Origin of the sequence: Pseudomonas sp. Leaf129, assembly GCF_001423465.1 — a bacterium.
Taxonomy (GTDB): Bacteria; Pseudomonadota; Gammaproteobacteria; order Pseudomonadales; family Pseudomonadaceae; genus Aquipseudomonas; species Aquipseudomonas coleopterorum.
This window is the reverse complement of the sequence record NZ_LMOC01000010.1, coordinates 1-13479: the sequence shown is the minus strand read 5'-3', so window position 1 is coordinate 13479 and position 13479 is coordinate 1. Positions and strand designations below refer to the sequence as shown.

Sequence of the window (13479 nt, the reverse complement as noted above, 5' to 3'; positions counted from 1 at the left end):
GCCGGTCGCGAAAATCTTCCCCCAACAGCCACAGACTGCCTACCAGCGGCAGCATGAACAGGAGAAACAGCAGCTGAAACTTGCGCGCGAAACCATAGCGACCCAGCAACCGGATACCCGGCGACAACAAAGCATGCATGTCCGACAACTCCACGGAGACTGCAGGTACCTACGGAAACGTGGCGCCAGCAAAATGCCATCTCAGCAAGATTCAGACCAATCATCTTCCCTCGGCTTTGCCCGTACCCTGGATCGCCCCACCGCTGGCGCGGCTCCGCTTTGGTGCAGAAGCCCCCGACTCCCTGCTTCCAATCAGTGCAAAGAATGTGTAACCGGAAGTGGCAAGTGAGCCGTAACGCATTACCGATGGCGCGCAAACACCGCAACCAATGACATGGCCCGGAACCTGCTACACGCAAACCGCAAAAGCTGACCACACAGTTATGTTTCAGCACACGCCAACGCTCGCTCAGGCTGGCTCGCTACACACACCGTCGCCGCACGATCCGGCGTCCATCGTCCCAGGGGAGCAACATGCTGGACTCATTCTTCAAGCTCAAGGCGCACAACACCACCGTGCGCACGGAAATCCTCGCCGGGGTCACCACCTTCCTGGCCATGGCCTACATCTTGTTCGTCAACCCCAGCATCCTGGGCGAAACCGGCATGGACAAGGGTGCCCTGTTCGTCGCGACCTGCCTGGCGGCGGCCATCGGCTCGGCGATCATGGGCCTGATCGCCAACTACCCGATCGCCCTGGCGCCGGGCATGGGCCTCAATGCGTTCTTCACCTACACCGTGGTCCTGCACCTGGGCCACAGCTGGCAGGTGGCACTGGGCGCGGTGTTCATCTCGGCCGTGTGTTTCTTCCTGCTGTCGATCTTTCGCATCCGCGAATGGATCATCAACAGCATTCCCTTGCCACTGCGTTCAGCCATCGCCGCAGGCATCGGCCTCTTCCTCGCACTGATCGCACTGCAAAACGCCAAGATCGTGGTCGCCAACCCGGCCACTCTGGTCGGCATGGGTGACCTGTCCAAACCCGAGCCGGTCCTGGCGATCCTCGGCTTCTTCATCATCGTTGCCCTGGAAGCGCTCAAGGTCCGCGGCTCGGTGCTGATCGGCATCCTGCTGATCACCGTGCTGTCCATCGTGCTCGGCATCACGCCGTTCGGCGGCGTGGTATCGATGCCGCCGTCACTGGCACCGACCTTCCTGCAACTGGACATCAAGGGTGCGTTCGACGTCGGCCTGATCAGCGTGATCTTCGCCTTCCTCTTCGTCGATTTGTTCGACAACTCCGGTACCCTCATCGGCGTGGCCAAGCGTGCCGGCCTGATGGGCAAGGACGGCCACATGCCGAAAATGGGCCGCGCCCTGATCGCTGACAGCACCGCCGCACTGGCCGGCTCGCTGCTGGGTACCTCGACCACCACCAGCTACATCGAATCGGCAGCGGGCGTCAGCGCCGGCGGGCGAACCGGCCTGACCGCCATCGTGGTCGCCTGCCTGTTCCTCCTGGCGCTGTTCTTCGCGCCCTTGGCCGGCAGCGTTCCAGCGTTCGCCACCGCCCCCGCCCTACTGTTCGTGGCGGTACTGATGGCGTCGGGGCTGGCAGAGATCGACTGGGACGACATCACCGTTGCCGCACCCGTCGTCGTCACCGCGCTGGCCATGCCGTTGACCTACTCGATCGCCAACGGCATCGCGTTCGGCTTCATCACCTGGACGGCGGTCAAACTGCTGAGCGGCAAATGGCGCGAACTCAATTCGGCACTGGTCGTGCTGTCGATCATCTTCGTCATCAAGCTGGGCTGGTTCGGTGGCTGATTGCCGCGCCAGGCGCGCCCTTGCACCCGCGCCTGGCCTAAGCGTTTGATCGCACGCATAAATATTTTGCAAAGGGGTGTTGACACAATCCCGTTTCAAGCGAATAATGCGCGCCACTTGGCTACATAGCTCAGTTGGTTAGAGCATAGCATTCATAATGCTGGGGTCCGGGGTTCAAGTCCCTGTGTAGCCACCAAGTACGAAAAAGGGCTTACCGAAAGGTAGGCCCTTTTTTTATGCGCGCATTTCCACATGACCACAACTTGCTACCATGACCTTCATTTCCCATCCCGGAGGTCTCCATGCGTGCAACGGTGCTGGTGCTGGTCGAAACCATCAACGACTATGTGTCGATTCTCGAAGATCAAGGCTACGACCTGATCATGGCGCCTTCGCCTGCCGAGCGTGCCAAGGCGATCGCCGACCACGCGGACCGCATCGATGCCGTGCTCACCCGTGGCCCGTTGGGTTTGACGGCGGACGAGATGGCGGCTCTCCCTAAGCTGCGCGTCATCTGCGTACTGGGCGCAGGCTACGAGAACGTCGATCTGACAGCCGCCAAGGCACACGGCTTGACCGTGACCAACGGCGCTGGGGTGAATGCATCCTCGGTGGCTGACCACACCCTGGCGCTGTTGCTGGCCCTGATGCGCGATATCCCGCGCGCCGATGCGTCGGTCCGGCGTGGCGAGTGGGTCAAGAGCATGCGCCCTTCGGTGGCCGGCAAGCGGCTGGGCATCATCGGGCTGGGAGCCGTCGGCCTGGCAATCGCCAAGCGCGCCGCGCTGGGTTTCGACATGAGCGTGCACTACCACAACCGCACGCGACGCGATGATGTCGACTATGGGTACTGCGCCAGTCTGACAGAGTTGGCCGCAGTCAGCGATATTCTGGTCATTGCCACACCGGGCGGCGTGCAAACCCGCGCCATTGTCGACGCCAGCGTGCTGGAAGCGCTCGGGCCGCAAGGGTTTCTGGTAAACATCGCCCGCGGCAGCGTAGTGGCGACGGACGATCTCCTGACGGCTCTGCAAAACAACGCAATAGCCGGTGCGGCGCTGGACGTGTTCGACGACGAGCCAAACGTACCAGAAGCCTTCAAGACGCTGCACAACGTCGTCCTGACGCCTCACGTGGCCGGCCTCTCACCAGAAGCCACGCGAGACACGGTGACAATGGTAGAACGCAACCTGAGCGCGTTCTTCAGTGGCGAACCGGTGCTGACACCCGTCCAGCTTTGACGACCACCCATGTGGGAGCGGGCTCTGCCCGCGAAGAACGCACCACGATACATCAGGATAAAACAGCTGTAGGACCGGAGCGGGCGGCGAGCCCTCTGCCCGCAAAGGCCGCACCACCGCTCCCCAACCTCACACAAACATCAAATCACCCCACAAGCCATCCGCGCCGCACCACCACCCAACGGTGCCGGTGAATCGGAATGGTTGTCACCACCGGCATGCACCATCAACGCATGCCCTTCCACTTCGCTCAATTTCTTCAAGCGCGGCGCCAGCACCGGATAGGTCGCGGTGCCATCGGCATTCACATAGATCGCCGGCAGATCCCCCAGGTGACCTTTGGCATCATAGGGGCCCAGGTGCTTGCCGGTCTTCTGTGGATCGAAGTGCCCGCCTGCCGCTTCCGCAGCCGACATCTTGCCGTCCTTCATCGCCGCCGCGCAGCTGCCATTGGCATGAACGTGGAAACCATGCACGCCTGCCGGCAGCGACTTGAGCTGCGGCGTGAACTCCAGCCCGTAAGGCGTTTCCTCGATCATCACCGTGCCGATCGGCTGTGGCGCGCCCTCGGCGCTGACCAGATTCATCTGGACTTCCTTGGATGCCGCATTGGCGCTACCGATCGACATTGCAGCCATCAGTGCAAGCCAGCCATAAGACTTCATCGTGCCTCCTTCGCTTCGCGTTTGATTACCGGTAGGGCCGCGACTCGCATCGCCGCCCCATCTCGTTCAGAACCCGAATCGGGCCCACTCGTTCCTGCCCATCAATCCAGCGCGCGCAGACGGTATTGCGGCGGCAGTTGATCGAAGCCACTGATGGTCACGTCCAGGCTTTTCCAGCGCCCATCCTTGATGCCGTAGATGCAGCCATGCACCGACAGCTCCTGACCGCGGTGCCAGGCGTTCTGAACGATGCTGGTATGCCCGACGTTGGCCACCTGCTGAATGACGTTGAGTTCGCACAGACGGTCGACCTGCTCCTCCTCGGTGGGCAAGGTCGCCAGCACCTTGCGGTGCTCGTAGTACAGGTCGCGAATGGTCCGCAGCCAGCCATCGATCAAGCCCAGCTGGCGATCCTGCATCGCTGCGCGCACGCCGCCGCAGCCGTAATGGCCGGTCACCAGGATGTGTTTGACCTTGAGCACATCGACCGCGTACTGGATCACCGACATGCAGTTCAGATCGGTGTGCAGCACCACGTTGGCCACGTTGCGGTGCACAAACAGATCACCCGGCAGCATGCCCACGATCTCGTTGGCTGGCACCCGAGCGTCCGAGCAGCCGATCCAGAGAAACTCCGGGGTCTGCTGACGCGCCAGCTTGGCGAAGAACTCCGGATCTTCTTCCTTGATCGCCTCGGCCCAGCGCGCATTGTTGTCGATCAGTTCCTGTAGATCATGCATGTTCAAGCCTCAAGAATGATTTGGATTATGACTGGCCAGCACCGCACAAGGTCACGGTGGGTCCCGACAAATCACGCTGAATCTTTCCAGCCGCACGAGGGTCAACCCTATCTAGACACACACCAGAGGATTGCCGTAATGACTGACTCCCATCGCCCCTACGATGCGCCACAACCCAACCCGATCGACGACACCGAAGATCGCATGGGCCAAGTCCGCGAGCTGGATTTCGATGACACGGACGGTCCCACCGGCCGGATCGGCGACACCATTCCCGCCGACGAACTGGAGCATCTGGTCCCCGAGGAACGCGTACGCGAAGCAGGCCTGACCGGCGCCTCGATGGATGATCACAATCCGACCGACGACGACCTTAGCCCAGAAACATTGATCCACGAGGATGGCGCACGTTCGCCCAATGAGCCAGGCGAAAGCGGTCCCGCTGATCAGGAACTGAGCTTCGTCGATGAAGATGACATTGGCGGCGGCGATGGCCTGGATGAAGAAGAACTGGCCCTGATCGATCCGCTCGACGGCAAACGCTGAGGCCAGCGTCCACACCGATCACTTTCCCAGGCTCATGCAGGGCAGTGATCGGTGGCGCTTACTTGAACCAAGCAGTCATTCGAACAACGTACAGGCCATGACCAGCGCATCCTCGCGCCCACCGGCCATGGGGTAATAGTCCCGTCGCTTGCCGATCTCATTGAAGCCATAGCGTTCGTACAGGCGGTACGCCGACTGATTGCTGGCGCGCAGCTCCAGAAAGCACTCACGCCCGCCCAGCTCGTAGGCTCGCGACATCAGCCGTTCTAGCAACTTCAAACCCAGTCCACGGCCCTGGTTTTCCGGCTTCACGGTGATGTTCAGCAGATGAGCTTCGTCGATGATGACGTTGAGCACGCCATGGCCCACCTGTTGCTGGCCGTCGAACATCAACCAGATCTCGTATGATTTCAAACCATCGAGAAAGATGCCCCGCGTCCACGGATGGGTGTAGGCAGCGAATTCGATCTTGAGTACAGCATCCAGATCCGCTTCGGTCATTCGGCGAAAGCTTACGGCATCACTCATCACGGTTTTTCCAACGCGGTAGCAGACGGCGCATCGCCTGCCACACGGCAGCCTTGCGCTCGGGTTCATCCATCAACAGCTCAAGACCCGGTACGGCCCAGGCCAGTCCAAGCCCTTCCACTTCCAGCTCGCGGTTGTAATCCTCGGCATTGGCACGCCCGGCAAACCGAATCGCCGGCAACCCGACCAACCACAGGCACGTGCACGGCGCCTGCTCAAGCTGCGCCATGACGAAGCCCTGCACGAAATCGCAGGCCGCATCCGGCCCCTGGTCCAACTGGCCGCGCTGCAGAAACGGCCAGCGGATCGGCTCGCCCAGAATCTGTGGCGCATCGGGCAGGCCGGCAGCGCGCAGCATGTCCTTGAGCAGCAGGTAGGAAGGATCGCGACTCTGGAAAGCCTGCCCTGTGGCCAGCTCAACCAGCACCAGACAAGGACCGGCGCGCAGCACCTGCAAGGCAAAACGCGGCGGCGCACTGACCGGTTTGGCGACCGGTGCCTCGACGGCCTCTTCGGTTACAGCAGCCACGGCCGGACGTGCAACGCTGGGCCGCGGCACCTCGATCCTGGGCCGCTGAACCTTGGCCGGATCGGGCATCGCAGGCTCCACCGCGCGCGGAGCATTCGGCAGCGCCGAGGTCACCGCCGCCTGCTCGGCAGGCTCCAGAGGCGACGGCAACACCTCGACATGCGCAAGTACACAGGCACGCGAAGGTGCTGCGAACGGCAGCTCGGTGCGGGGCAGCCAATGCACTACCTGCATGGCGTCCAGATAGGCGCGACGACGGGACTCGTTGAGCAAAGGGTCAGCCATCTGTGGGTAAGTCGAGGCGGTGGATTCTACCGATGTTCGACACGAAGTGCCGCCACGTTTTACACAAGCGCTCGCGCGCAGCACCAAAACCCGCCCCATCATGCAGTACAATCGCGACCCTTTAACCTGGCACGAGTCGACCAGCCGATGATCGAACCCAAGCGCGTGCTGCGCGCCCTCGCCGACCACTGGGCCCTGCTGGAGCCGCTGTGCGAGCACTTCGACCAAGGCACCCTGAGCCTTGTCGAACTGCGTCAGCAGCTGACTGCCCAACGCCTGGACAGCACTGCCCAGGAGATCACCAGCCTGCTCGACACCTGGATCCGGCTGGACATCCTGGTACCCGTCGCGAAAAGCCCCAACCGCTTCGAGCTCAACGCGCAGATCCACGACTTCCTCGCCTACCTGCGGCGCGAACATCGCCTGGGCCTGTGCCTGGAGATCGAAGCCTACCTGCGCCACCTCGAACGTTTGGCCGGGCACATCCAGGATGCCTTCGACATTCGCGATGGCAACGACCTGGCTCGCCAGCTGCGACTGCTCGACATGCGCGTGCGCGATGTCCTGAAGAAACTGGCCAGTGACGAACAGGCGCTGGTGGCCGTGGCCGAGCGGGCCAAGACCCGCGATCGTCAGGTTGACCTGCGCCAGCGCTACGCCGAGGTCCTCGCGACATGGGATGAATACGTCGAACCCATGATCCAACTGGTCAACGCCGACGGTGCTTTCGAGCAAGGCGTGCGCAAGGTCGAAAACGTCCTGCTGCGTTTGCTCAGTGAACAGCAGCGCCTTGGTCACCTGGTCGATGACGACATGCTGTTGCGCACTCACGCGCGCATTCTGGAAATGCAGACGTGCGCGCAGTTGACCCTGCGCCATGCCCGCGAACTGCTGCTGCCGCTGCGCGAAGAAGCACGCCGGCACAACGCCGTGACCCGCGGCGCAGCCCTCGCGCTCTCGGCCATTCGCCGCAAAGGCCTGGACGCCGTCCCCCAGGCCGCCCTGCCATTGTTCAGCCGTCCGCAAAGCACATTCCTGGGCAGCGCCAGCCAGGTCGAAGCCTATGTCTACGCCCTCGCCCGCTTCGAAGCCAAGCCCGCGCCCTTCCCCAAGGCGCACAAGAGCGACACCGCAGGCAGCCAGCGCGCACCCCGCACGGTCAAGGAAATGCTCGAACGTTGCGAAAACGCCCTGCCGATGCCCGACCTGATGCTCTGGCTGCTCGATCAGGAACCCGATGGCGCCACCGATGAGCTGCTGTACTGGTTCTCGCGCCTGTCGCGGGACAAGCGCTTTGCCCGCCAACGCCTCGAACGCCGTGACTACCATACCCGCGAGCACCAGCTGAGCCTGCGCTCCTTCGCCCTGCTTTCCAGCGCCGAGCCCGCCACAGCGGTCACCCCGGCACACTCCGCGAGCACCGAACATGCATCTTGACCTCAACGAACTGACCCACCTGGCGCCGATCTTTCGCGAGCTGCTCAAAGGCTTTCACATCAGCCGACGCGACCCGGAGCTCTACTCGCAACTCTCGACCCTGCAGGACGTGTACCGCGGCCTGTTCAAGGCCCTGGGCTTCGAACTGGTCTGCGACACCCGCGGCTTCTACTACTTCGTGCCCGAACTCGCTGCCGCTCAGGTCAACAAGACCGCGCAGCGTCTGTCCCTGTTCACCTTCATCCTGGTGGAGCACCTGGCCGATCAAGGCCGCGATCCGATTGCCGTACTCGATGGCGGCAGCCTGGGGCGCGACGAACTGCCGGCCCTGCTGGACAAATACCGCGACCTGTTCCTGCAGGCCGAGGTGCAGACCCAGGAAGAACTGGAAGAGAAGATCCTGCGGCGCATGACCCAACTCGGCTTCACCGCCGAAGACAATGGCATCTATCGCTTCCTGGCGCCGATGCATCGCTTCCTCGATGTGTGCCTATCGGTGCAGCAGGACCGCGACCTGGCCGCCAGCCTGCACAGCGCCCTGCCCCTGCCGGTGCCGATGCTCGCGGGGGACGATACCGATGACGGCGATGACATCAGCGACGAACAGGCCTTGGCCCTCGCCATAGCCCAAGAGCGACAGGAGCTCGACGCATGACCCAGGAACGCTACGGCATCCGCCGCTTCGCCTTGCTCAACACCGCCGGCTACAGCCTGGGACTGTTCCCGCTGGAGCAGCCGCTGTCGGTCTACGGCGCCAACAACCTGGGCAAGAGCGCCTCGATCAACGCCCTGCAGTTCCCGATCCTGGCGCGCATGTCCGACATGAGCTTCGGCAAGTACACCCTGGAGCAGTCGCGTCGCTTCTATTTCGCCACCGATACCAGCTACATCCTCTGCGAAGTCGTCCTGGCCCATGGCCCCCATGTCATCGGCGTCGTCGGTCGCGGTCCTGGCGGGGGCTTCGGTCATCAGTTCTTTGCCTACGCGGGCGAGCTGGATCTAGCGCATTACCAGCAGGACGGTACCTGCCTGCGCCAGAAAGAGCTGTTCAGCAATCTCGAACGCCATAACCTCAAGGCCTATGAGCTCAAACCCGAGGAGCTGCGTCGCCTGCTGGTCGGCGGCCACACCAGCGTACCGCTCGACCTCACCCTGATCCCCCTGCGCTCGACCAGCGAGCAGAGCCTGAAAACCTTTCGCGCCCTGTTCATCAACCTGCTGCACATGCGCGAAATCACCGCGGCCAAACTCAAGCAGCTGTTCCTCGATGCCTTCGAGCACAGCCTGCGCTCAGGCAGCGTGGACTACATCGCCGCCTGTGAAGAGGCCTTCCGCGACGTGCGCCGTATGGAGCAGGACTATAACGCCCTGGTCGCTGCCGGCCCGCTGGTCGAGGCACTGGCCAATGGCGTCGCCCAACGCGACGGCCTGCGCGGCAAGCTGCACCGCCTCTCGCCGATCCTGGATGGGTTGCTGGGTACCTGGCAGGACTATGCCGGCGCGCGCAAGGAAGAGCTGGTCATCCAGTCCGAGCACTACCGCAACGAACAGGATGTGCTCCAGACCAACCAGCGCGGCAGCACCCAAGAGCTCATGCGCCTGGAGCGCGAAATCTCGACCATCCAGCGCTGGCTCGGCGAACTCTCGGTCCTCAAGAACCGCTTCGCGCTGGTCACCGACGTCCGGATGCTGGAGCAGCAGCTGCTGGCTGCCAAGGATGCCCACGACGAACTGGCCGGCGCCCTGGCGCAGTCTCGCCAGTTCAGCGCACAGGACCTGCAGGAGCGGGTCGGCGACGTCGAGCAGCGCCTCAAGTCCATCCGCCAGCAACTGGAGCATGCCGACAACAATAGCTATGCGCGCCTGCGCGAAGAGTTCTCGCAGCAGGATGTCGACCGCCTGATGCGCCTGTTCAACGGCGCACTGTTCAGCCTGCCCACCGGTCCACGAGGCCTGGACCTGGATGACGGCAATGCCTGGGTCGACACCGTGCAGACCGTGCTCGACCGTTTCAAGGGCGAGCGCTTCGAACTGCCCGGACTCTCCATCGACCTGTCCACCATCGAACCGCCGGTGTTGCAGGCCCTGGCTGATCGCGCCGCCCTGCGCGAGCAACGTGCGCGCCTGGAAAAGGAGTTGCAGCAACTCAAGACCCAGCAGGCCGTTGCCGCGGACCTCTCGGCCAGCAAGTCGCGCTCCGAGACGCTGTACCAAGAGGTTCTGGATGCCCAGAAGGCCTTGGAAGACTACCGTCGCAGCCAAACCCTAAGCGGCGAAGAGCAGGACAAACTCGAACAGCTTGCCCAACTCGAAGCGGCCCAGGACGAACTGGCGCGCTCCAGCGACGCCTTCACCGAGCGCGTCGGACAGCTGTCTGCCAAGCTGCAACTGGTGGGCCGGCAGATCGCCGACCTGGAAAGCAAACAGCGCACCCTGGACGATGCCCTGCGCCGCCGCCACCTGCTCCCGGCCAATCTGCCATTCGGCACGCCTTTCATGGAGCTGATCGACGACTCGATGGACAACCTGCTGCCCTTGCTCAATGACTATCAGGACAGCTGGCAGAGCCTGCAACGTGTCGACGGACAGATCGAAGCCCTGTACGCCCAGGTGCGCCTCAAGGGCGTGGCCAAGTTCGACAGCGAAGACAACGTCGAGCGCCGTCTGCAATTGCTGATCAACGCCTACGCCCATCGCACCGACGAGGCCCTGACCCTGGGCAAGGCTCGACGCGCCGCCGTCACCGACATCGCCCGGACCCTGCGCAACATCCGCAGCGACTACGACAGCCTCGAACATCAGTTGGCGTTGTTCAACCGCGAGATCAACAAGCGCCAGGTGTCGAACCTGCAAAGCTTCCGCATCGTGCTCGCACCCAACAAGGACGCCCTCAAGCACATCGACCAGATCATCCACAGCGCAGGCCAATACGAGGAAGGCGAAACCCTTTCCGTATTCGACCTCAACCAGAGCGCCGAGCAGGACAGCAAGAACGAGGAGGCCAAGGAATACCTGGCCCGCATGGTCGCGGCCAATCATAACCAGCTCGGCCTCAAGGACCTGTTCGAACTGGCCTTCGAAATCACCAAGATCAACGGTCAGCCGGTCATCCACACGGACATCGATGGCGCCGCCTCCAACGGCACCACAATGACCATCAAGGCGCTGACCAACATGTACCTGTTGCTGCACCTGATGGATCGCGATCAAGCCGGCCGCATCCGTCTGCCCTATTACCTCGACGAAGCCGCCGATATCGACGAACGCAACCAGGCCGCCCTGCTGGAAACCAGCCAGCAACTGGGTTTCACACCGATTCTGGCGAGCGTGAAACCACAGGTATCCGCTCACGTCGCCATCGACCTCGAAGGCGGCAGCAGCGCCGAAGGTATCTACATCGATGAAGCGGACTGGAAATTCATCCGCCGCCACGACGAACTGACGAAAGCGGTCGCTGCACTCGAAAGCGAGGCCAATCGGTAAACGCAACGCAATGAACGAGCCCCGCAACAGCGGGGCTTTTTTTTTGAAGCCTTCAACCACCCGCCGACCTGATCAGCTCAACCGCCGCCGGGTCGGTCTTGATCAGGCTCAACTGGTGCAGGCTGATGTAGCGCCCGTCCTTGTATTCGACATCGCGCAACGTACCTTCGTGGGCAAATCCAAGCTTCTCCAGCAGATGCAAGCTGGCGGCATTCTCCGGCTCGACGTCTTCGTGAACTCGACTTTTTCAACCCTTCGAGCGTTCAGTCGTCGCACATATGGATGCCCAGATCGTTACGCCCAGGCGCAACATGCGGCTTTAGAGTCAACGCCGGAATTTCATAGTCCCCACCATTCTGGCGACGAAATCGCAGCGGCTCATCACTGAACAGATTATCCAGCCGGACTGCGTAGGCTTCACAAACCTGTTCGAACCGAGTCGCGTCCATTTTGCCTGTTTTGTAGATCGGAAAAGGCGGCATCACCGTGAACCCAGGATAGAAAAGCACACCGTGTTGAATGGGGAACAGCAGATCATTCAGCGCACCGTTCACACCTCGATCACTGTAATGAGGCTCCCACCCGCCCATGGTCACCACCAACATGGCGCGCTTTCCCATCATGCTGCCTTCGCCGTAGCGATCACCCCAATGACTTTCGCTGTGTTCGCCAACGCCGTAGGCAAACCCGTAGGCATAGACGCGCTCGATCCAGCCCTTGAGGATTGCAGGCATCGAGAACCACCACAGTGGAAACTGAAAGATCACGGCGTCCGCCCAACGCAACTTTTCCTGTTCTCCCTCGATGTCCACCGGCTGCGTGCCCGCAGCGAACACACGCTGCGATTCAAGCGCAGGGTTGAAAGGCGCTTGGTTGTCATAGCCAGGCGCATCGTCGGTATCCAGAGGCGCTTTCCAACCCATCGCGTACAGATCCGAAACGACCACTTCGTGCCCCCCGGCTTTCAGGTGAGCGATGGCAAAATCCTTGAGTGAGCCATTCAGGGATCGAGGTTCAGGATGGGCGTAGACAAGCAGCAGCTTCATGTGGAGCTCCAGGTAAATGAATGCCACACGGTAGCGACTGGCTCGCTATGATAGAAATGAATTCCCGAAACAGCTGGTATTTACATGCACAATACCTTGCGTCGCCTGGATCTCAATCTACTGGTCACGCTGGATGCGTTGCTGTCCGAGCAAAACGTCACGCGCGCGGCCCGACTCCTGAATCTGGCTCAACCGACAGTCAGCCTGCAACTGGGTCGACTGCGGGAGATTCTGGACGATCCCTTGTTGCTGCCAGGCCCGCGAGGGATGTCACCTACCGAGCGAGCCAAGGCGTTGCGCGGACCGTTGCGTGAAGCGCTGGTAGCTTTGGAAGCGACGCTGAGCCCGAGCGCCCCATTCGAGCCTGCACTGTCCAATCACACCTGGAAAATCGCTGCGAGTGATTACGCCGTGACCGCATTGGTCTGGCCATCGTTGGCGGTGCTCAGGCGCCTGGCACCGGACACCCGCCTGGTGCTGTTGAACAAGAGTCCCCTCAGCCTCGCCGATGACCTTGAAAATGGTCGGATCGATCTGGCCCTGCACACCCGCGATGAAGCATCACCAAAACTGCGTCACAAGTCTTTGGTTCACGAACGCTATGTGCTGGCAGGGCGTCGAGGTCATCCCGCATTGGCAACCCCGATTTCGCTTAAGGCATTCTGTGGTCTTGAACACGCCGTGGTGTCACCCAATGGCGCTGGCTTCATTGGCAGTACTGACCAGGCACTGGCTGCTCAGGGCCTGGAGCGCAAAGTCGTTCTATCCGTGTCCACTTTCAACTCGCTTGTCTCAGCACTGGCTCACAGTGACCTGGTCGCGGTGGTGCCGGAAAGACTTGTGCAGGATCAGCCAGCTCTTCACGTCCAGACACCTCCACTCGCTATTCCAGGTTTTGAGATGCTCATGTTATGGCCGGAAAGACTGCATCGAGACCCTGGCCACATGTGGCTGCGCGATCTCATCGCCTCTGGAATGCACAGGGGCACAGATCCATAGGCAGGCGTGCTGAAAAAACCACCCGCCAACGTGGTTATTTTTGCCTCAAGAAAGACAAAACCCCTACCTGCTTGCGCAGATAGGGGTTTCGGAATTGAATCTTGACGATGACCTACTCTCACATGGGGAAACCCCACACTACCATCGGCG

At 61.7% G+C, this 13479-nt stretch carries 13 protein-coding genes and 1 tRNA gene; 8 read left to right on the top strand and 6 right to left on the bottom strand.

Annotation, left to right across the window (positions count from 1 at the left end):
- Window positions 1–534: 534 nt before the first annotated feature.
- From ASF66_RS18770 to ASF66_RS18760, 3 genes are all read left to right on the top strand, one after another.
- On the top strand, window positions 535–1830 hold the full coding sequence (locus ASF66_RS18770; RefSeq protein WP_049861797.1) for an NCS2 family permease: 1296 nt from the start codon (window positions 535–537) through the stop codon (window positions 1828–1830).
- 119 nt (window positions 1831–1949) lie between these two features.
- Window positions 1950–2026 (top strand) — tRNA-Met (locus tag ASF66_RS18765).
- A 106-nt stretch (window positions 2027–2132) separates the two neighbouring features.
- Window positions 2133–3071 (top strand): 2-hydroxyacid dehydrogenase, encoded by a 939-nt coding sequence (locus tag ASF66_RS18760; protein WP_056844926.1) that lies wholly within the window; start codon window positions 2133–2135, stop codon window positions 3069–3071.
- A gap of 140 nt (window positions 3072–3211) precedes the next feature.
- Here the strand turns inward: ASF66_RS18760 and sodC are convergent, their stop codons facing one another.
- Together sodC and can are read right to left on the bottom strand one after the other, a co-directional pair.
- Window positions 3212–3736, bottom strand: a complete 525-nt coding sequence (sodC, locus tag ASF66_RS18755; protein ID WP_056844925.1) for a superoxide dismutase family protein — start codon at window positions 3734–3736, stop codon at window positions 3212–3214.
- A gap of 101 nt (window positions 3737–3837) precedes the next feature.
- Window positions 3838–4476, bottom strand: coding sequence for a carbonate dehydratase (gene can, locus ASF66_RS18750; RefSeq protein ID WP_049861794.1), 639 nt, complete (start codon window positions 4474–4476; stop codon window positions 3838–3840).
- Between the two features lie 138 nt (window positions 4477–4614).
- Between can and ASF66_RS18745 the strand changes: the two genes are divergently transcribed.
- The gene (locus ASF66_RS18745) at window positions 4615–5022 is read left to right on the top strand and encodes a hypothetical protein (protein ID WP_043186284.1); all 408 of its coding nucleotides are present in this window, start codon (window positions 4615–4617) and stop codon (window positions 5020–5022) included.
- 75 nt (window positions 5023–5097) lie between these two features.
- On the opposite strand, the gene rimI is transcribed toward ASF66_RS18745, so the two are convergent.
- Together rimI and ASF66_RS18735 are read right to left on the bottom strand one after the other, a co-directional pair.
- Entirely contained in the window at window positions 5098–5550 is a 453-nt protein-coding gene (rimI, locus tag ASF66_RS18740) for a ribosomal protein S18-alanine N-acetyltransferase (RefSeq protein ID WP_043186281.1), read from the bottom strand.
- Window positions 5543–6352 carry a hypothetical protein gene (locus ASF66_RS18735; RefSeq protein ID WP_056845158.1) on the bottom strand — a complete coding sequence of 270 codons (810 nt, stop codon included), beginning with the start codon at window positions 6350–6352 and terminating at the stop codon, window positions 5543–5545. The genes rimI and ASF66_RS18735 overlap by 8 nt, the downstream gene beginning before the upstream one ends.
- 159 nt (window positions 6353–6511) lie before the next feature.
- Between ASF66_RS18735 and mksB the strand changes: the two genes are divergently transcribed.
- The 3 genes from mksB to mksF are packed head-to-tail and all read left to right on the top strand — an operon-like array spanning window position 6512 to window position 11284.
- Entirely contained in the window at window positions 6512–7801 is a 1290-nt protein-coding gene (gene mksB, locus ASF66_RS18730; RefSeq protein ID WP_056844924.1) for an Mks condensin complex protein MksB, read from the top strand.
- On the top strand, window positions 7791–8456 hold the full coding sequence (mksE, locus tag ASF66_RS18725; RefSeq protein ID WP_056844923.1) for an Mks condensin complex protein MksE: 666 nt from the start codon (window positions 7791–7793) through the stop codon (window positions 8454–8456). Before mksB ends, mksE begins: the two co-directional genes overlap by 11 nt.
- Entirely contained in the window at window positions 8453–11284 is a 2832-nt protein-coding gene (gene mksF / locus ASF66_RS18720; RefSeq protein ID WP_056844922.1) for an Mks condensin complex protein MksF, read from the top strand. Before mksE ends, mksF begins: the two co-directional genes overlap by 4 nt.
- Window positions 11285–11336: 52 nt before the next feature.
- Here the strand turns inward: mksF and ASF66_RS22215 are convergent, their stop codons facing one another.
- Window positions 11337–11486 carry a GNAT family N-acetyltransferase gene (locus ASF66_RS22215; protein WP_177331310.1) on the bottom strand — a complete coding sequence of 50 codons (150 nt, stop codon included), beginning with the start codon at window positions 11484–11486 and terminating at the stop codon, window positions 11337–11339.
- 61 nt (window positions 11487–11547) lie between these two features.
- Window positions 11548–12330: an NAD(P)H-dependent oxidoreductase gene (locus ASF66_RS18715; protein WP_056844921.1), complete on the bottom strand. Its 783-nt coding sequence runs from the start codon at window positions 12328–12330 to the stop codon at window positions 11548–11550.
- Window positions 12331–12414: 84 nt separating this feature from the next.
- Here ASF66_RS18715 and ASF66_RS18710 point away from each other — a divergent pair, with 84 nt between their 5' ends.
- Complete coding sequence (locus ASF66_RS18710; RefSeq protein WP_056844920.1) at window positions 12415–13329, top strand: LysR family transcriptional regulator; 915 nt, start codon at window positions 12415–12417, stop codon at window positions 13327–13329.
- Window positions 13330–13479: the final 150 nt, after the last annotated feature.